General features: G+C 65.0%; 17 protein-coding genes and 1 pseudogene. 8 read left to right on the forward strand and 10 right to left on the reverse strand.

The genetic code is table 11. The features are described from left to right. Positions 1-33: 33 nt before the first annotated feature. From CAG31_RS21365 to CAG31_RS21385, 5 genes are all read right to left on the reverse strand, one after another. Positions 34-258: a hypothetical protein gene (locus CAG31_RS21365; RefSeq protein WP_085584867.1), complete on the reverse strand. Its 225-nt coding sequence runs from the start codon at positions 256-258 to the stop codon at positions 34-36. Between the two features lie 122 nt (positions 259-380). Further along, positions 381-1745, reverse strand: coding sequence for a heavy metal sensor histidine kinase (locus tag CAG31_RS21370; protein WP_085584869.1), 1365 nt, complete (start codon positions 1743-1745; stop codon positions 381-383). Then, a complete protein-coding gene (locus CAG31_RS21375; protein ID WP_085584871.1) occupies positions 1735-2412 on the reverse strand; it encodes a heavy metal response regulator transcription factor in 678 nt (225 codons plus the stop codon). Before CAG31_RS21375 ends, CAG31_RS21370 begins: the two co-directional genes overlap by 11 nt. Positions 2413-2421: 9 nt before the next feature. Further along, complete coding sequence (locus CAG31_RS21380; RefSeq protein WP_085584873.1) at positions 2422-5523, reverse strand: multidrug efflux RND transporter permease subunit; 3102 nt, start codon at positions 5521-5523, stop codon at positions 2422-2424. After that, a complete protein-coding gene (locus tag CAG31_RS21385) occupies positions 5520-6680 on the reverse strand; it encodes an efflux RND transporter periplasmic adaptor subunit (RefSeq protein WP_085584875.1) in 1161 nt (386 codons plus the stop codon). The genes CAG31_RS21380 and CAG31_RS21385 overlap by 4 nt, the downstream gene beginning before the upstream one ends. Positions 6681-8017: 1337 nt before the next feature. Here CAG31_RS21385 and CAG31_RS21390 point away from each other — a divergent pair. The 4 genes and pseudogenes from CAG31_RS21390 (at position 8018) to CAG31_RS21400 (ending at position 10489) form a co-directional block, all read left to right on the forward strand. Further along, positions 8018-8374, forward strand: a complete 357-nt coding sequence (locus tag CAG31_RS21390) for a DUF6124 family protein (RefSeq protein ID WP_085584877.1) — start codon at positions 8018-8020, stop codon at positions 8372-8374. A gap of 144 nt (positions 8375-8518) precedes the next feature. Continuing rightward, positions 8519-8746, forward strand: coding sequence for a hypothetical protein (locus CAG31_RS21395; RefSeq protein ID WP_085584879.1), 228 nt, complete (start codon positions 8519-8521; stop codon positions 8744-8746). Between the two features lie 150 nt (positions 8747-8896). After that, positions 8897-9178: pseudogene (locus CAG31_RS29060) on the forward strand (PAS domain-containing protein); the annotation flags it as partial. Between the two features lie 207 nt (positions 9179-9385). Further along, positions 9386-10489 (forward strand): methyl-accepting chemotaxis protein, encoded by a 1104-nt coding sequence (locus CAG31_RS21400; protein WP_371856117.1) that lies wholly within the window; start codon positions 9386-9388, stop codon positions 10487-10489. Between the two features lie 295 nt (positions 10490-10784). On the opposite strand, the gene CAG31_RS21405 is transcribed toward CAG31_RS21400, so the two are convergent. From CAG31_RS21405 to norR, 5 genes are all read right to left on the reverse strand, one after another. Further along, on the reverse strand, positions 10785-11534 hold the full coding sequence (locus CAG31_RS21405; protein WP_085584883.1) for a YkgJ family cysteine cluster protein: 750 nt from the start codon (positions 11532-11534) through the stop codon (positions 10785-10787). 83 nt (positions 11535-11617) lie between these two features. Continuing rightward, a complete protein-coding gene (locus tag CAG31_RS21410) occupies positions 11618-11938 on the reverse strand; it encodes a hypothetical protein (RefSeq protein WP_085584885.1) in 321 nt (106 codons plus the stop codon). Between the two features lie 139 nt (positions 11939-12077). Further along, a complete protein-coding gene (locus CAG31_RS21415) occupies positions 12078-12560 on the reverse strand; it encodes an N-acetyltransferase (RefSeq protein ID WP_256575609.1) in 483 nt (160 codons plus the stop codon). 3 nt (positions 12561-12563) lie between these two features. After that, a complete protein-coding gene (locus CAG31_RS21420) occupies positions 12564-13466 on the reverse strand; it encodes a chemotaxis protein CheV (RefSeq protein ID WP_085584887.1) in 903 nt (300 codons plus the stop codon). 123 nt (positions 13467-13589) lie between these two features. Next, positions 13590-15140, reverse strand: a complete 1551-nt coding sequence (gene norR / locus CAG31_RS21425) for a nitric oxide reductase transcriptional regulator NorR (RefSeq protein ID WP_085584890.1) — start codon at positions 15138-15140, stop codon at positions 13590-13592. Positions 15141-15301: 161 nt separating this feature from the next. Between norR and hmpA the strand changes: the two genes are divergently transcribed. The 4 genes from hmpA to cyoA all read left to right on the forward strand — a co-directional run bounded on the left by hmpA (position 15302) and on the right by cyoA (position 19581). Then, on the forward strand, positions 15302-16483 hold the full coding sequence (gene hmpA, locus CAG31_RS21430; protein ID WP_085584892.1) for an NO-inducible flavohemoprotein: 1182 nt from the start codon (positions 15302-15304) through the stop codon (positions 16481-16483). Between the two features lie 234 nt (positions 16484-16717). Then, on the forward strand, positions 16718-17278 hold the full coding sequence (locus CAG31_RS21435) for an ester cyclase (RefSeq protein ID WP_085584894.1): 561 nt from the start codon (positions 16718-16720) through the stop codon (positions 17276-17278). Between the two features lie 25 nt (positions 17279-17303). After that, positions 17304-17813, forward strand: a complete 510-nt coding sequence (locus tag CAG31_RS21440) for a disulfide bond formation protein B (protein WP_085584896.1) — start codon at positions 17304-17306, stop codon at positions 17811-17813. Between the two features lie 826 nt (positions 17814-18639). After that, positions 18640-19581 (forward strand): ubiquinol oxidase subunit II, encoded by a 942-nt coding sequence (cyoA, locus tag CAG31_RS21450; RefSeq protein WP_085584898.1) that lies wholly within the window; start codon positions 18640-18642, stop codon positions 19579-19581.

A 19581-nucleotide genomic window follows, 5' to 3' on the forward strand; every position in this document is an offset into this window, starting at 1 on the left:
GACCGCGTCGAGGGAAATCGGAAGGAGCGCGGCTCAGCTGTCTTTCTCAAGCGACGGCTGTGCCTGGGAAGTGGCGGCCTGCGGGGACTGCGCGGCGTTCTGGGCCTTGGCCATCATCTCTGCCTGATGCTGCTCGAAGGCCTGGGCGCGGGCGGCGTTGTGCGCCACGAACGACTGGGATTCTTCGGCCATCGCCAAAGGCGACAGGATCAATGAGGACAAAACGAACGCGCTGGCAATTCCCATACTGTTGGACATCTCGAAAACCTTCTTGCTTGGCAAGTGCTGTGTGGTTGCGGGCAAAGATAAGGTCGCCGGACACCGGGAAACAGCGTGATTTTCATAAATGACTGTTACAGCGCAGGCAAAGATCCCGGGCGTCAGACCGGCAAGTGCATGCCGAAGGTGTTCATGCCGCGGTCGCTTTGCACGAACACGTCGCCGCCGTGCATCAGCGCGATCGCCTTGACGATGGCCAGCCCCAGGCCGTGGTTGTTGCCGCTGTTGCTGCGCGACGCATCCACCCGGTAGAAGCGTTCGAACAGCCGCGGCAGGTGCTCGCCGGCGATCGGCGAGCCGGGGTTGGCCACGCCGATGCTGACTTGATGCTCTTGCACCTCGATGTGCACCTCGATCACCTGGCCCGGCGCCGTGTGCTGCACGGCATTGCTCAAAAGGTTGATCAGCGCCCGGCGCAGGTGGGCGATCTCGATGCGCACCTGGGCGTCGCCGCTGACCTGCACCTGCACCTGGGCGTCTTCGAGGATGAAGTCCAGGTATTCGAGGGTGGTGGCCACCTCGTCGGCCAGCGAAGTCTGCGTCAGTTTGGTGGCCTTGCTGCCCTGGTCGGCGCTGGCCAGGAACAGCATGTCGTTGATGATCGAACGCAGCCGCTCCAGCTCTTCGAGGTTCGATTGCAGCACTTCGAAGTAATGTTCCGCCGAGCGCCCCCGGGTGAGGGCGACCTGGGTCTGGCCGATCAGGTTGGTCAGCGGCGAGCGCAGTTCGTGGGCGACGTCGGCGTTGAACGACTCCAGCCGCGAATAGGCCTGTTCGACCCGTTCCAGCGTCGAGTTGAACGAGCTGACGAACTGCGCCAGCTCCGGCGGCAGCGGCGACAGGCGCAAGCGCCCGGCCCGCAAGGGTGGCGCCAGGCGCTGGGCCTCCTGGGACAGTTTGATCAACGGCTTGAGGCCGATCCGCGCCACCCAGTAGCCCAGCGCCGAGGCCAGCAGCACGCCGACGGCCGCCAGGCTGACCAGGGCGATCAGCAAGCGGTGCTGGGTCTCGTGGAAGGTCTCGGTGTCGATGCCGATCATGAAGCGCAGGGGTGGGCGCTGATCCTTGGCCGGCAGTTCGGTCAGCAGCACTTTGAGCGGGTAGGCGTGGCCGGGCAGTTGCAGGTCGCGCATGCCCAGCGGCCCCTGGGCGAAGGCGCGGATCAGGGCGTCCGGGCTGCCGTACTCATAACCCGGATCGCCGCTGACCACCCAGAAGCGGATGCGCTTGTCCTCTTCGCCGAGCAGGTTGAGCTTGGCGTTGATCTTCACCCAGTGCTCGGGCGTGCCGAAGCGGTTGAGCGCCGACTCCAGCACGCTGTAGCGTGCGTCGAGCTCGGCTTCCGGCAGCAGGCCCAGGCCCTTGTCCACCTGCTGGTACAGCGCGCCGCCGATCAGCAGGAACACCAGCAGCGCCACCAGGGTGAACAGGCCGCTCAGGCGCAGGGCAATCGAGTTACTGGACACCGCGGCTCTCCAGCACATATCCCATGCCGCGGATGGTGTGCAGCAGCTTCTCGTCGAACGGCCCGTCGAGCTTGGCCCGCAGGCGCTTGATCGCGACCTCGACGACGTTGGCGTCGCTGTCGAAATTGATGTCCCAGACCATCTCGGCGATGGCGGTCTTGGACAGGATCTCGCCCTGGCGCCGGGCCAGCACGCTGAGCAGCGAGAACTCCTTGGCGGTCAGGTCCAGGCGGGTGCCGGCGCGGGTGGCCTTGCGGCTGATCAGGTCGATCCACAGGTCGGCGATGCTCACCTGCACCGGCTCGTGGCCGCCGCTGCGCCGGGTCAGGGCTTGCAGGCGCGCCACCAGTTCCAGGAACGAGAACGGCTTGCCGAGGTAATCGTCGGCGCCGTCGCGCAGGCCCTTGATCCGGTCCTCGACCCGTTCCCGGGCGGTGAGCATGATCACCGGCGTCTGCTTGCGCGCCCGCAGCGCGCGCAGCACGCCGAAGCCGTCCAGGCCCGGCAGCATGACGTCGAGCACGATCACCGCGTAGTCGCCTTCCAGCGCCAGGTGCAGGCCCTCGATGCCGTCGCGGGCCAGGTCCACGGTGTAGCCCTGTTCCGTCAGGCCGCGGTGCAGGTAGTCCGCGGTTTTTTCTTCGTCTTCGATAATCAGGACGCGCATGACCCTGCCTCAGTCTGTGGTCGCCAGCGCCGCGGCGGGCGCCGGTGCAGGTCGATGGAATAGCCGTTCGAGCCACAAGTATATGACCGGCGTGGTGAACAGCGTCAGGGCCTGGCTCACCAGCAGGCCGCCGACCACCGCGATGCCCAGCGGCTGGCGCAGTTCGGCGCCCGTGCCGTAGCCGAGCATCAGCGGCAGGGCGCCGAGCAGGGCGGCGAGGGTGGTCATCATGATCGGCCGGAACCGCGTCAGGCAGGCCTCGAAAATCGCCTCCTGCGGCGCCAGCCCCCGGTTGCGCCGGGCCTCCAGGGCAAAGTCGATCATCAGGATGCCGTTCTTCTTCACGATGCCGATCAGCAGCACCAGGCCGATCAGCGCCATGATCGAGAAGTCCTGGCCGCACAGCCACAGCATGATCACCGCACCGAGGCCCGCCGCCGGCAGGGTCGAGATGATCGTCAGCGGGTGCACGAAGCTTTCGTACAGCACGCCGAGGATGATGTACACCGCCACCAGCGCCGCCAGGATCAGCCACGGCTGGCTCTTGAGCGAACTCTGGAACGCCTGGGCCGCGCCCTGGAAATTGCCGCTGATGGCGGTGGGCATGCCGATCTCGGCCTTGGCCCGGTTGAGCAGGATCACCGCATCGCCCAGCGCCACGCCGGGCGCCAGGTTGAACGACAGGTTGGCGGCCGGGAACATGCCGTCGTGGGCGATGGACAACGGGCCGACCGTGGGCGGGTCGAACCGGGCCAGCGCCGACAGCGGCACCATTTCCCCGCTCAGGGGCGAGCGCAGGTAGAAGTAGTTGAGGCTTTCGGCTTTGCCGCGCTGTTTGGTGTCCAGCTCCAGGATCACGTTGTACTGGTTGACCTGGGTCTGGAACTCGTTGATCTGCCGCTGGCCGAAGGCGTCGTAGAGCGCTTCGTCGACATCGCTGGCAGTCAGGCCGAAACGCGCGGCGGCGCTGCGGTCGATGCTGATGTGGGTGATGCTGCCGCCCAGCTGCAGGTCGTTGGAGATGTCGCGGAACGCCGGGTTGCCGCGCAGCTTTTCGGTCAGGCGCTGGGTCCAGGTGGCCAGGGTCGCGCCGTCGTTGCTCTTGAGCACGTACTGATATTGCGCCCGGCTCGGGCCGGAGCTGAGGTTGATGTCTTGCCCGGCGCGCAGGTAGAGGACGATGCCCGGTACTTTCATCAGTTTGGGCCGGATGCGGTCGATGAACTGGCTGGCGCTGACGTCACGGTCACCGCGTTTTTTCAGGGCGATCCAGAAGCGGCCGTTGGCGATGGTCTGGTTGCTGCCGGAGACCCCGACCGAGTGGGAAAATGCCTGCACGGCAGGGTCGGCGGCGACGATCTCGGCCATGGCCAGGTGTTTTTTCACCATGTCGCCGTAGGAAATGTCTGCGGCAGCTTCAGTGGTGCCGAGGACGAAACCGGTGTCCTGCACCGGGAAGAACCCCTTGGGAATGAAGACATAGCCACCGATCGCCAGCGCCAACGACAGGCCGAACACGCCGAGCATCAGTTTCTGGTGGGCCAGGGCATGGCGCAGGCCTTTCTCGTACCCGGCCAGCAGGCGCTCGCTGAAGCCGGGCTTGTCGTGGGCGTGGTGCGTGGGCCGGCGCATGAACAGGGCGGCAAGGGTCGGCGCGAGGGTCAGCGACACCAGCACCGAAATCATGATGGTCGAGGTGGCGGTCAGGGCGAATTCCTTGAACAGCCGACCGACCACGCCGCCCATGAACAGCAACGGAATGAACGCCGCCACCAGCGAGAAACTGATCGACACCACGGTGAAGCCGATCTCGCCGGCCCCCTTGATCGCGGCCTCGCGCATGTCGTCGCCGGCCTCCAGGTGACGGTGGATGTTCTCCACCACCACGATCGCGTCGTCCACCACAAACCCCACGGCCACCACGATCGCCACCAGGGTCAGGTTGTTCAGGCTGAAGCCGAGCAGGTACATCAGGGCGAAACTGGCGGTCAGCGACACGCCGAGCACCGCCGACACGATCAGCGTCGCCGACAGTTGGCGCAGGAACAGCGCCATCACCGCCACCACCAGCAGAATCGCGATCATCAGCGTGATCTCGACCTCATGCAGCGAGGCGCGGATGGTCTGGGTGCGGTCGATCAGCACCTTGACCTGCACCGAGGCCGGCAGCATGGCCTCCAAGGCGGGGAGGGCGGCCTGGATCCGGTCCACCGTCTCGACGATGTTGGCCCCCGGCTGGCGGGAGATCACCAGGTTCACCCCCGGCTGGTCGCCGGCCCAGGCCTGCACGTAGGCATCTTCCGAGCCGTTGACGACTTTGGCGACATCCTTGAGGTGAACCGGGGCGCCGTCCTTGTAGGAAACGATGAGCTGGCTGTACTCCTCGGGATGGAACAGTTGATCGTTGGTCGACAGCGTGGAAATGCTCGACTCGCCGTACAGCGCGCCTTTGGCCAGGTTGAGGCTGGTCTGCTGGATCGCCTGGCGGATGTCGGCCAGGGTCAGGCCGATGGCCGCCAGTTTGTCGGCCGACGCCTGCACGCGGATGGCCGGGCGCTGCTGGCCGGTGATGTTGATCTGGCCGACGCCGTCGATCTGGCTGATCTGGCGGGCCAGCAGGGTTTCCACCAGGTCGCTCAGTTCGGTGCCGGGCATTTGCGTCGAGCTGACGCTCAGGATCAGCACCGGGCTGTCGGCCGGGTTGACCTTCTTCCAGGTCGGCAGCGTCGGCATGTCCTTGGGCAGTTTGCCGGCGGCGGTGTTGATCGCGGCCTGCACCTCCTGGGCGGCGGTGTCGATGCTCTTGTCGAGGGTGAACTGCAGGGTCAGCAGGCTGGAGCCCAGGGCGCTGCTGGAGGTCATCTGGGTCATGCCGGGAATGGCGCTGAACTGCACCTCCAGCGGCGTGGCCACCGACGACGCCATGGTGTCGGGGCTGGCGCCGGGCAATTGCGCGGACACCTGGATCGTCGGAAATTCCGCTTCCGGCAGTGGGGCGATCGGCAAGCGCGGGAAGGCAATCGCCCCCACCAGCAGCAACGCGAACGTCAGAAGAATCGTCGCCACCGGGTGATCGATGCACCACCCGGACATCCCGCCGCGCACGCTCATGGCTTCGGCTCCGCTTGCACCACCTGCGCCGGTTCATTCATCACCTGCACGGTCGAGCCGGGCTTGAGCCGCGACTGGCCGTCGCTGACCAGGATGTCGCCGGCCTTCACGCCCTGGATGATGTCCTGGCCGCTGCCCTGATAGACCATCTGCACCTGCACCGCTTCGACCTTGTCGCCGTTGACCCGGTAAACGAAGTGTTGATCGAGCCCCCGCTGGACGACGGTCGGCGGCACCACCAGGGCGTCTTTATCCAGGGCGGTCTGCACCTTCACCGTCACCAGCAGGCCGGGCCAGAGCTTCTGGCCGGGGTTGTCGAACTCGGCCTTGGCGCGGATGGTGCCGGTGTTGGCGTTGATCTGGTTGTCGATCAGGGTCAGGTGGCCTTCGCCCAGCAGGTTGCCGGTCTCGCCGTCGGTGTCGGCGCCGATGTAGGCCTTGACCTGCGCGTGCTGCGGGTCGGCGATCAGGCCTTGCAGGGTCGGCAGCATTTGCTGGGGCAGGGAGAACTCCACGGCGATCGGGTCGATCTGGGTCACGGTGAACAGGCCCTGGGTGTCGGTCATGCGCAGGAAGTTGCCTTCATCGACCGTGCGAATCCCGACGCGGCCGGTGACCGGGGAGCGGATCTGGGTGTAGGACAGTTGCACCTGCGCCGCGTCAATCGACGCCTGATTGCCCTGGGCGGTGGCCTTGAGCTGGTTGACCAGCGCCTGTTGCTGGTCGTAGGTCTGCTTCGACACGCCGTCGTCGACGCTGAGCAGCTTGTAGCGCTTGAGGTTGACCAGCGCCACCTGCAGCTGCGCCTGGCTCTCGCCCAGTTGCGCCCGGGCCTGGTCGAGGCTGGCGCGGATCGAGCGGTCGTCGAGGGTGGCGAGCAGGTCGCCGGCCTTCACGAGTTGGCCTTCCTTGACCCAGAGCTTGGTGAGGATGCCGTCGATCTGCGGGCGCACCACTACGCTGTGCAGCGAGAGCACCGAGCCGATGCCGCTGGTGTAGCGCGGCACGTCCTGTTCGCTGACGCTGACGACCTGCACCGGGATGGCGGTGGGGGCCGCCAGTTTGGCCGGGGCGGGTTTGGCGATGTACCACAGGCCGGCGGCTGCCAGGGCGATCAGCAGGGTGGCGAGCAGGGCGGGTTTCTTCTGGATGTGCATGCGGTGGGCGCCAGGGGGACGGAGTTGGGGCAGGTTGTGTCTTTATAAACGGGTTTGGGGGTCGGGAGGGTGACGGCTGGCTGACGGCGCTGTCAGTTTCGGCTTCTTGGCTTTTGATCTTTGTGGCCTTGGCGGTCTTTGGACCGACCAGGCTAAGTTTTGGTTGAGTACATATCCGTTTCTGCGGTAACGGCGGCTTAGGGTTCCGCCCTTACGGCGGGTCACTTTTTTCAAACGCCCGGAATGCCGGCCCAGAAAAAAGTAACCAAAAAGGCTGGCCCCGGCGTACGGCCCCTCGCTCCGGGATTCATCCGGGGCATCGGCTACGGTTTGCTTCGCTGCACCTCCTTCCGATGTGTTTGGCTGCGCCAAACGGCGCTGCGCGCCCACCCCCGGATGAACCCCTCCACTCAGCCTTCCGAAGGGGCCGGCAGATCAAGATCAAAAGCGAGGCGAGCTGACACTCGGCCTTTTGAGAAGCACGCCACGGCGGCCTGACAGCCGACCTGTTTCTGACTGCCCGACACAATTCCCTGTGGGAGCTGCGGTGCGACGACTCGACTTGCCAGCGATGGGGCCGGCACTGCCGACATCTGTGGTGACTGACTCACCGTCATCGCCGGCAAGCCGGCTCCCACAGGTTTTTGTGGTGTGCCTGGATTTTGTGGGCACCGGGCTACTTGTGGGAGCTGCGGTGCGACGACTCGACTTGCCAGCGATGGCGGCCTGCCAGCCGAGCAATCCCTCCCAGACCACCTCAATCCCTGTGGGAGCTGGCTTGCCAGCGATGGCGGCCTGCCAGCCGACCAATCCCTCCCCGACCACCTCAATCCCTTGTGGGAGCCAGCCTGCTGGCGATAACGGCCTGCCAGCCAACCAATCCCCACCTGACTGCCCCCGATCCAACTGTAGGAGCCAGCCTGCTGGCGATAGCGGCCTGCCAGCCAATCAATCTCTACCTGACCACCCCAATCCCCATAGAACCTCACTGCATTTCAGAACCGAAATGTTTAAAGGCTGTTGCAGATTTGCCGAACCCTCCCACAAGGTTTTCAGGTTGTCCGTCGGAAGCCCGCTCTCTAGTCTTTCCCCGTCGCTGGCCATTCAGCGACCGGGAGGTGAGATGCCCGGCTGTTCAATTTGGAAACTAACGCAAGCGCCCCCATAATTGCCGCCAGCTCAGGCTGTCAGCAGTTCTTTATGGCGGTTATGTGCGGGCAGGCTTCGGTCTGGCCGGGTTTAGTTTCCTTACCGGTAATCTCACTCCGTACATAGCTGCCACCTCATTCCACGGGTGAGATCGGGAATGAAGGTGCAATTTCATAAGGAAATGCGTGATGGATAAATTGATCCCCGACCCACCCTCAACAACCCCACTCGCCGACGCCAGGCGCGCCGAAGAGCAAGCCAGAAACGAGCAAGCCGTCAAACGGGCCCTCGATTTCTACCTCAGCCCGGAACCCCACAAGCGCCGTCAGCCGAGTGCGATGTACACGGTCTGCCCCAACATCGGCAACGAGAACCTGCTGGCCGACGCCTGTGAGTCCCTGGCGTCGGCCAGCATCCTGGTCAGCAACTTCGCCAATGAGCTCAGCGGCCCGCATCGCAGCATGGCATTGGGGATCCAGCAGATCGTCATGCTCGCCGAGCTGGCGGTGAACCGGGCGCTGGACCGGGTGGCGCCGTTGGCGTGAGGCCGGAGCGTTCCGCCCATCGAACAGTCTCGGCATGAGGCCGGCCGGTTCCTTTTTCGGGGCTGTAAAGTGGTGGCGCGCAGGTATACTGCGCGCTTTCTCGGCTCCCTTCCGGAGCCGACCTCCCGCCTCCCCGGAGCCCCCATGACTGCCCCCACCGACGATGCCGTGACCGACGCCCCGGCCGTTCAACCTGACGCCAGCGAAACCCCGTCGGCCATCCCGGACTTCAAGTTCCCGTTCAGGCCCGGTGAGCTGGCCGCCGCCAAGGGTTCCAACCAGCCGTGGTACAAGAACGGCGCCAAGAACGGCCACACCAAAGTCCCCGGCATGGCGCCGCCCGGCACCCGGCGGTCGATGGGCAAGCGCTGATCCGGCACCGATGTGCGGCCATCGGCTGCGATTTTCCGTCGCAGTGATGGCTAATTGCTCAGATCCTGAGCCAGATCAACGTTTATCCAATGAGTGCGCTTAGAGTCAGCAGCCCTGCCGACTCTTTCCAATAAAACGAGCGCGCTCTCCATGAAGATCAATCTCCCGGTGACCGGGCGCAACGTCGATGTTGCGCCCGATGCGAACATCCTCTCGACCACCGATCTGAACAGCGCGATCACCTACGCCAACGACGACTTCATCAACATCTGCGGTTATGGCCGTGACGAGCTGCTGGGCGGGCCGCACAACCTGCTGCGCCATCCGGACATGCCGCCCCAGGCGTTCGCCCACATGTGGCAGACGCTCAAGCGCGGGCGTTCCTGGATGGGGCTGGTGAAGAACCGCTGCAAGAACGGTGATCATTACTGGGTCAGTGCCTATGTCACGCCGGTGACGCAGAACGGCGCGGCGGTGGAGTACCAGTCGGTGCGCACCCGGCCGGACGCGCGGCTGGTGGCGGCGGCGGAGCGGGCCTATGCGCGGTTGCGCGAAGGTCGCACGTCGCCTTGGGCGCGCCTGCCGGTGCTGGGGTTGCGGGGGCGGATCACGGCGCTGGCCAGCGCGTTGCTGGCGCTGGTGCTGGGCACCGAAGCGTGGTTGCGGCCGGAGTCGTTGTGGATCGATGCCGGGGCGTTCGTGGTCGGCAGCGCGGTCTGCGCCCTGGGCGTGGGCTGGCTGCTGCGGCCGCTGGAGCGCTTGACCGCGCGGGCGCAAACAATCGCCGACAACCCCTTGAGCCAGGGCATCTACACCGGCCGGCGGGACGAGTTCGGCCAGATCGAGTTTGCCTTGCAGATGCTGGAGGCCCAGGTCGGCGCGGTCGTCGGGCGGATCGGCGACGCTTCGCAGCGGCTGGCCGGGCATGCCGCGCAATTGGTCGATCACCTGCACAGCAGCCACACCAGCAGCCTGGCCCAGCAGGCTGAGACCGATCAAGTGGCGGCAGCGATCCATCAGATGGCGGCCAGTGTCGCCGAGGTGGCCAGCCATGCCCAGCAGGCCTCGGTGGCGGCGGACATGGCCGGCACGGAAACCCGTGAAGGGCATCTGCTGGTCGGCGAAAGCCGCACGGCGGTGCTGCGCCTGGCCGAGGAGCTGGGCCGGGCGACCGAGGTGATCCATCAACTGGAAGGCCACAGCAGCGAGATTTCCGGGGTGCTGGAGGTGATCCGCAGCATCGCCGAGCAGACCAACCTGCTGGCGCTCAACGCTGCCATCGAAGCGGCGCGGGCCGGGGATGCCGGGCGCGGGTTCGCGGTGGTGGCCGACGAAGTGCGGGGGCTGGCCCAGCGTACCCAGCAATCGACCAACGAGATCCAGCGGATGATCAGCACCCTGCAGAACGGCGCCCGGGACGCGGTGCTGGCCATGCAGCAGAGCGGCGAGCATGTGGACAACAGCGTCGAACAGGCGAAGCGGGCGGCGCAGGCATTGGACGGCATCAGCGGGCGTGTGGGGCAGATCACCGAAATGAGCCTGCAGATCGCGGCGGCGGTGGAAGAGCAGAGCGCGGTGAGCGAGGACATCAACCGCAACATCGTCAGCATCCGCTCGGCCTGCGAGGTGACGGTGGACGAAGGGCGGCAGAGTCAGGCCAATTCGCAGGACGTGGCGGGGCTGGCGGGGGACCTGCGGTCGTTGGCGCGGGAGTTCTGGGGGCGGCGTCAGGTCAGGGATTGAGGGTGTTCCGGCCGGCCTCATCGCCAGCAGCCTGGCTCCCACGGGGGGCGTTGCCGGACGGGCCTCTTCGCGGGCAAGTCGAATCGTCGCACCGCAGCTCCCACAGGTTTTTGGGTGTGCAGGGATTTGCGCACGACCGGGATCCCTGTGGGAGCCAGCCTGCTGGCGATGGCGGCAGCCCAGGCGCCGCAGGCTCCCACAGGTGACATGGGGGCTCAAAATCAGTGAACGACGCGGACCCTGTGGGAGCTAGCTTGCTAGCGATGAGGCCACCAGCCCCGGTGCAAGATCCGAATCAGGCCGCTCGCAGCGGAATGAAGGCATAGGTCAGCGCCGGCTCCGTCACCACCTGCGCCCCCGCCGCCCGCACTTGCCCGGCAATGTCATCGCCGGAGACATGGAACTGCCATTCACCCGGCGTCTCGGCCAGCGGTTGCGCCGTCACTTGGTCGATCACGCCGGCCAGCGCCGCCATGTCCGGCAGGTACGCGGTGAAGCCGTCGCCCTTGAGCGCGGTGGTGCGGATGCCGAGCAGTCCGCAGACCGCCTCCTTGATGCGGATGTCGTCGCGGTCCGCCTGGCGCGACCGCTGGATCAGTTCCACCAGTTCTCGGTCCACCAACTCCCCGCCGACGATCAGCTCCGGCCCCTGGGTCCAGGATTCCGGCGGGCAGTCCTTGGCGGCGGGGTTGAGCGGGATGTGCGGGTTGATCTCCGCCGGGTAGATGCGGCACACCAGCGGGCGGCGTTCGTAGATGCGGCAGCGCTTGTCGTCGTCAAGATTCCGGCAGGGGCCGACGTTGTAGGCGGCGAAGGTGATCGCCACGTGGACGTGGGCCTCTGCGCTGCGCACCACGGCCGAACGGCGTTCGGCGTGCTCGCGCTGCTGCGCCGGCAAGCCCAGGCCGTTGCCGAGGAACGCCTCCACCAGCACGATCACTTGACCGCCGTCCGCCGCCCACATGCGGGTTTCGGCCAGGGTCAGGGGCACATGGTGGTCGGTGCAGCATTTGCCGCAGCCCACGCAGGAAAACGTCGTATTCATTGAACGGCCAATCTTCGGTCAGGAGGTGGAGCGGCGACGGAAAGCCGCCGGGCTGAGCCCTGGCGAAGCAAGTTGCACGCCATTCACCGACCCTTGGCGGTCGGCCGCACCGAGTCCCATTCGGTGACGTAGGCGCTCTTGGCCTTTCTGTCGTACAGGCACAGCTCGGTGCCTTGCTGGCCTTTCATGTGTTTTTGCGGGTACTGGCCCTGCAGCAGCACGGCGGTGTAGCCGACCCGGTCGTCGAACGGCGCGGCGGTGCCGACGGGCTTGGGGGCTTTCAGGCCGCTGGCCTGGGTGCAGGCGGCGAGCACGGCTTTGTCGTGGGCGGCCCAGGCGTCGGGGCTGGAGGCCTGGGCCAGCGGGGCGAGGGCCGCGAGGCAGAAGAGGGTGAGGGCTTTCATGGTTCGGCATCCTTGGGGGTGGGTGTCCAAGGTTCGGAGTATGCCTGATGGGGGGCGGTTGTCAGTGCTGGCCATTCGCGAGCACGGACGCCATCGCCAGCAGGCTGGCTCCCACAAAGTTCTGCGGTAAGCGATCGGGTCAGTCGGGCACGGGCTCGCGGTGGACCACGTACATCCCGGCGCTTTCGTACAGGCGTTGCGCGCGCAGGTTGTCTTCCAGCACCTTCAGGTCGACGAAGCCTTCGTGGCGCGCCCGAAACACCCTGAACACCTCCAGCAGCAGCGCCCGACCCAGGCCCCGGCCCTGAAGGCGGGGATGCACCACCAGGTTCTTCAGGTACGAACTGGTCCAGCACTGCGCCACGCCAGCGATGCCCTCGGCATCGCTGGCGATCAGGCACAGCGTCGGGTCGTATTCCGGGTCGCTCTCGAACTGCGCTTGCCAGTGTTCCAGCGCAGGCACCCGGCCGCCGCCTTCGCGGTAGCCGAGCTCCATCAGGCGGTGCACCGCCGGCGCCAGTTCGGTGCGGTAGGTGGTGAGTCCGATCCCGTTCGGCCACTCGATGGGCGGCACGTCCTGGCTCAGGTCGCGCCGCATCAGGTAGCAGAAGGTCTCGGCCATCGGTCAATGGCCCTGGGCGGCGACGTACTTGGCCGCTTCGATCAGACAGTGGGTGAGTTCCGGCGAGGAGAACTTGGTCAGCACTCCGTTGGCGCCGGCCTGACGGGCCTTTTCGCTGTTCATCGCGCTGTCGAGCGAGGTGTGCAGCAGCACATAGAGGTGGGCGAAGTCTGGCGTCTCGCGCAGGGTGCGGGTGAAGGCGTAGCCGTCCATCTCCGACATTTCGATGTCCGAGACGATCAGGTTGATCTCCTGCGCGGTGCCTTGCAGGTCCAGCAGGCAGCCGATGGCTTCCTTGGCGCTGCGGGCGGTGTGGCATTCCAGGCCGAGGTTGCGCAGGGTGTGCACCGATTGCTGCAGCGCCACCTGGCTGTCGTCCACCACCAGGATGCGTGCGTTGCCCAGCACTTCGGCGTCTTCCATGCTCAGTTCGGTCGGGGTCAGGTCGATCTCCACCGGGGCGATGCCGTGGATGACCTTTTCGATGTCCAGCACCTGCACCAGCGTGCCGTCCACCGACGTGACGCCGGTGATGTAGGCGCGCGAGCCGCCGGAGCCGAAGGGCGGCGGCTTGATGTCGGTGGTCAGGCAGTGGACGATCTTGCTCACCGCCTGCACGTGCAGGCCCTGTTTCGAACGGCTGACGTCGGTGACGATCAGGCAGCCGCCGTTGGGATCCTCCAGCGGCCGCTCGCCGATGGCGCGGCTCAGGTCGATGACCGACAGCGACGTCCCGCGCAGGGTGGCGATGCCTTTGACGTGGGGGTGCGACTCCGGCAGCTTGGTCAGCGGCGGGCAGGGGATGATTTCACTGACTTTCAGCAGGTTGATCGCCATCAGCTTGCCGCTGCGCAAGGTAAACAGCAGAAGCGAAAGTGAATCTGCGCGGGCTTTGTTGGAAGACATAAAAACCTTCTGTTGAAAAAGGTGAGCGGCGATCCACGGATCGCCAGCAGGTATCGATGCCGGGTTATCGACTTGATGCCGGCAGGCTTTAGGGATTCTGGCGCCAATCGGACGGCGTGGCGGTCATTTCATCCCCAGCCTTTTGGCCAGCCGCCCCAGGTTCGCCCGGTCCAGCCCCAGTTCGCGGGCGGCGCTGGCCCAGTTGTCCCGGTGGCGTTCCAGGGCGGCGCCGATCAGCTGGCGCTGGTACTGCTCGGTGGCGCTGCGCAGGTCTGCGCCGGGCAAGGGCAGGGCGGCTGCGGCGACCGGCGGCGCCAGGTTATCCACAACCTCGCGGGGCAAGTCGAGATCCGCCGCATGCAAGGTGAGGATCTTCGGCCGTACCTTGCAGTTGCCCAGCGCCTTGAGCGCGCTGCGGCCGATCAGGTGTTCCAGTTCGCGCACGTTGCCCGGCCAAGTGTAGGCCAGCAGCGCCTCCTGGGCGTCGGCGCTCAGGCGCAGGCTGCCCAGGCCCATGCGCGAGCGGTTCTGCTCCAGGAAAAAGCCGCTGAGCAGCAGCACGTCGCGGCCCCGGTCGCGCAGGGCCGGCACCCGCAAGGGGTACACGCTCAGGCGGTGGTAGAAGTCGGCGCGGTAGCGGCCGTTGCGCACTTCGTCGGCCAGGTCGCGGTTGGTGGCGGCGATCAGGCGCACGTCCACCTGGTGTTCCTTGTCCGAGCCCAGGCGCTGCAGCTGACCGCTCTGCAGCACCCGCAACAGTTTGGCCTGGACGGTCAGCGACAGCTCGCCGACCTCATCGAGGAACAGCGTGCCGCCGTTGGCCAGTTCGAACTTGCCGCGCCGGTCGGCGGTGGCGCCGGTGAAGGCGCCACGCACGTGGCCGAACAGCTCGCTTTCCACCAGGGTGTCCGGCAGGGCGGCGCAGTTGAGGCTGATGATCGGTTTGTCGGCGCGGGGCGAGGCGGCGTGGATCGCCTGGGCCACCAGTTCCTTGCCGACCCCGGTCTCGCCGGTGATCAGTACGGTCAGGTCGCTGCCGCCCACCAGTTGGATCTCTTCCACCAGGCGTTTATGGGCCTTGCTCTGGCCGATCATTTCCCGGTGCTGCTGGCCGCTGGCCTGGCGATAGACCTCGGCTCGCTGGTGTTCGTCTTCGGCGCGCAGCGCCAGGCGTTCAATGCGCTCGGCGGCGTTCACCGTGGCCGAGGCCAGGCTGGCGAAGGCTTGCAGGGCGTCGAGCTCGATCGGCTCGAAGCGTTCGGGGTCGAGGGCGTCGAGGGTGATCAGGCCCCACAGCCGTTCATCGACAAACAGCGGGCAGCCGAGGCAGTCATGGACTTCCAGGTGGTCGGCCAGCCCGTCCACCAGACCGTCGTAGGGGTCGGGCAGTTCGCTGTCGGCGGCGAAGCGGGTCGGTCCTGCGCCCGCCAGCAGCACTTCGAAACGCGGGTGCTCGCTGACCTTGAAGCGCCGCCCCAGGGTGTCGGCGCTCAAGCCGTCCACCGCCAGCGGCACCAGGCAATCACCGTCCAGGCGCAGCAGCGCGGCGGCGTCGCACGGCAGTAGCGCGCGCATGGCTTCGAGCAGGCGTCGGTAGCGCTCGCCCTCGGGCAGTTCGCGGGACAGGTCGGCGACCAAGGGGAGCAGGGCGGTGAGCAGGGGTTTGGCGGACATGGTGGTAGTCATTCGGACTCTGTGTAGTCGGCGTGACTATACGCGCGCCTGTGTCGATATGACTACGCTATTTATAACTCATTGATTTTATTTAATAAAAAACTTGGCATGAAAGCTGAAACGCTTAAGACATTAATCAAGAAAGCTCAGGAGTCACCCTTATGCTTAGCGTTCAGGACCGTGCAATCATCAAATCCACCGTGCCGCTGCTGGAGAGCGGCGGCGAAGCGCTGATCACCCATTTCTACCGGATGATGCTGTCCGAATACCCTGAGGTGCGCCCGCTGTTCAACCAGGCCCACCAGGCCAGCGGCGACCAGCCCCGGGCCTTGGCCAACGGCGTGCTGATGTACGCCCGCCACATCGACCAGCTCGACCAGTTGGGCGATCTGGTGGCCAAGATCATCAACAAGCACGTGGCGTTGCAGATCCTGCCGGAGCACTACCCGATCGTCGGCAGCTGCCTGCTGCGCGCGATTTCCGAAGTGCTGGGCGACGAGATCGCGACGCCTGACGTCATGAGCGCCTGGGGCGCGGCCTACGGCCAGCTCGCCGACATCCTGATCGGCGCCGAATCCGCCATCTACGACCAGAAGGAACAGGCCCCCGGCGGATGGCGCGGGGCGCGGGAGTTCATCGTCGCGGCCAAGGTCGAGGAGAGCGCGGAAATCATCTCGTTCTACTTCGAGCCGGCGGACAAGGGCCCGATCCTTGCGGCCGAGCCTGGCCAGTACATCGGCATGAAACTGATCCTCGACGGCGAAGAGATCCGCCGCAACTACTCGCTGTCGGCGCTGGCGAACAACGGCCAGTACCGCATCAGCGTCAAGCGCGAGCCCGGCGGACGCGCCTCCAATCACCTGCATGACCAGCTGCACGTCGGGGCGAGTATCCAGCTGTTCCCGCCGTCGGGCGAGTTCACCCTGACCGACAGCGACAAACCGCTGGTGCTGATCAGCGGCGGCGTCGGCATCACGCCGACCTTGGCGATGCTGGAGGCGGCGCTGGAGACCGAGCGTCCGGTGCACTTCATCCACTGCGCGCGCAACGGCGGCGTGCATGCGTTCCGCGACTGGGTCGACGGGCTGGCCGAGCGTCACCCGCAGCTCAAGCGCTTCTACTGCTACGCCGAGGACGACGGCGTGAGCCCGGCGGCGGACAAGGTCGGGCTGTTGAGCGAGGAGCAACTGGGCCAATGGCTGCCGGCGCAGCGTGACGTGGACGCCTACTTCCTGGGGCCGAAGGGCTTCATGGCGGCCATCAAGCGCCACCTCAAGGCGCTGGGCGTGCCGGAGGCGCAGAGCCGTTTCGAGTTCTTCGGGCCGGCGGCTGCGTTGGAGTGATCTGAAACCGGGTGGCCTTCATCGCGGGCAAGCCCGCTCCCACAGGAACCGTGGTGGATGCAGAAAGTGCGGCCACTGCAAAACACTGTGGGAGCGGGCTTGCCCGCGATTGGCCGTGATGCGGTCCCGATTCTTAAAAAGTGTTTAAAGGTTAATCGTTTCTTAACCGGTTTATCGTTTATTCCCCGATGCTGATGATAGGCGCTCGTTCGTTTACAGGATCAGGATCGCCCCATGTCGCACCTCACCTTCTCCCGCCGTTTCAGCCTGGCCGCATTGGGCCTGTCGGCTGCCTTGCTCGCCAGCCCGTTCGCGTCTGCCGAATCCGCCTTGATCAAGCCCCAAAGCCTGACCGTTGACCGGAGCCTGCCCAAGGCGCAGCAAGAGGCGATGGAGCTGGCGGCGCGGCGCTACGGCAGTTTCTGGAACTCGGGGGAGGAGGCGTTGGCCACGGCGGCGCTGTCGCCGCAGTTCGTTGACATGACCCCGCCGCAAGGCCGGGTGCAGGGGCCGACCGGCCCGTTGCTGGCGTCTAGGTTCTTCCGCACGGCGGTGCCGGACCTGAGCTGCGAGATCGAGCAGATGATCGTCGCCGGCGACCGCGTTGTGGTGCATCTGCACTTTCGCGGGCATTTCACCGGCACCTTCAAGGCTCTCAAAGGGCAGGGCCAGCGTGTAGACTTCCGGGCAACCGATATCTATCAGATCGACAATGGCCGGATCGCGGCCAATTGGCATATCGAAGACAACATCAGCCTGATGGCGCAACTGCAGGCGCAGGCGCCGGCCGGCTGAACCATGGACATGAAAGGGAAACGCGATGAGCGAGGAATCGATTCGGTTGGGACGTGAGCGGCGCTGGCTGGTGTTGCTGGGCATCATCTGCCTGGCGCTGATCGGCGGGGCGCTGTACATGCAGATCGTGCTGGGCGAGGCGCCGTGCCCGCTGTGCATCCTGCAGCGCTATGCGTTGCTGCTGATCGCGCTGTTCGCGTTCATTGGCGCCGCCATGCGCACTCGCCGCAGCATCACGGTGTTCGAGGCGCTGGTGGTGGTCTGCGCACTGGCCGGCGCCGGTGTGGCGGGGCATCACGTGTACACCCAGTTCTACCCGGCGGTGAGCTGCGGCATCGATGTGCTGCAGCCGATCGTCGATGACCTGCCGCTGGCGAAGATCTTCCCGCTGGGCTTCCAGGTGGACGGTTTCTGCTCGACGCCGTACCCGCCGATCCTCGGCCTGTCGCTGGCCCAGTGGGCGCTGCTGGCCTTCGTGCTGGTGGTGATCCTGGTGCCGCTGCTGACCGCGCGCAACCGCCGGGCGTTGCGCTGAGTCAACTTATCCCAAGGCTTGCCGATACAGGACGGCGCCCCGATTTCCGGGTTCGGAGATCGGGGCGCCGTGCCATTTCAGGGGCCGTGTGAAAACGTCGTGACGAACGGCAACGAACGGTGCGGCAAGTGTGCGACATGTTGTCACACACGTTGCGCCGCGGTGTCGTTTTCAGGACAGGGGAGACGCAGGATCAGGCAAGCGAACGGTTCTGTTTCGACATTTGTCAGCATTTATTCAGCGTCGCTCCGGCAGGCAGTTTTAACAACATCTGGCATTTGGCCAGAACCCTTTGGTTATCGGGGTTTACGCCGATCGGGGATCGGGAAAATGCCTTCGGAGCTGTCTGATCTGGGGCGGGTACACCTACATTTTTTGGTGTTTTTGTTGAGAATCGATTTCGATACCATGCGCCACTTTTGCAAAAACGGTGATGGATTGTTGCTCTGAGGGATAAAAATTATTTCGGGATGAGACATGGTGTCGGGGGCGCTACCTCACTACAATCGCCCGCACTGAATTCCCGGCACTGCCCGTCCTTATAGAGGCACAGGCAGGAAGTCGGGTATCGGGGCGGCCATGAGGCCTGCCGCGATACCCAGGTGTCGGTGCCTTCCAACTTTCCGCACCAAATGGAATTGGTCTGTAACAAGGCCTTTGACCACGAATTCGAATAAGAACTGACCGCTGTCCCAGGATTTGTCGAGCGTCTGACGCGCGACGGGCGGCCCTTATTCAATCCAAAGAAAATGCCAACCCTTGGCAGGGTGAAGTGTTGGCGATCAAAACCCAACTGCATTGCGCAAGCTGCTTTAGAGGTCGTGAGATGAGTAAAAACAGGTACCCCAGATTACTAGGCCTAGTGCCGCTGCTCGGCACGTTGCTGCTGGGAGGCTGCAACATGACCTTGCTCAATCCAACGGGCCAGATCGGCCTGGAACAGCGCAACCTGATCATCACCGCCACGCTGCTGATGCTGTTGGTCGTGGTGCCGGTCATCGTGATGACCTTCCTGTTCGCCTGGAAGTACCGCGCCTCCAACAAGAACGCCGTCTACACCCCGAAATGGTCGCACTCGACCAAGATCGAAGTGGCCGTCTGGACCATCCCTGTCCTGATCATCATCGCCCTGGGCTACATCACCTATAAGTCGACCCACTCGCTGGATCCTTATCGCCCGATCGAATCCGACGTCAAGCCTGTGACCATCGAAGTGGTCGCGCTGGACTGGAAATGGCTGTTCATCTATCCGGAACAAGGCATCGCCACGGTCAACAAGATCGTGTTCCCGGCGCACACGCCGATCAACTTCAAGATCACCTCCGACGCCGTGATGAACTCGTTCTTCATCCCGGGCCTGGGCGGCCAGATCTACGCGATGGCAGGCATGCAGACCAAGCTGCACCTGATCGCCGACCGCAACGCTGAAATGGAAGGCATCTCCGCCAACTACAGCGGCGCTGGTTTCACCGGCATGAAATTCAAGGCTATCGCAACTTCCCAGGAAGATTTCGACGCCTGGGTAAGTGAAGTCAAAAAGGCACCTAAACAGCTTGATCAAGCTGAATACGCAGCCCTTTCCAAGCCAAGCCAGAACAATCCGGTTGAGCTCTACTCCTCGGTCACGCCGAACCAGTTCCAGATCATCGTCGACAAGTACGAAGGCATGAAACCGGGCAAGCCTCTGAAGCACGAGAAGAAAGAGAAGGAAGTGGCCGCCACGGAAATGGACTCGAATTCGCATTCAGCTGCCGGGGCAGAGGAGTAA

Origin of the sequence: Pseudomonas sp. R25(2017) (assembly GCF_002112565.1) — a bacterium.
GTDB classification, from domain to species: domain Bacteria; phylum Pseudomonadota; class Gammaproteobacteria; order Pseudomonadales; family Pseudomonadaceae; genus Aquipseudomonas; species Aquipseudomonas ekonensis.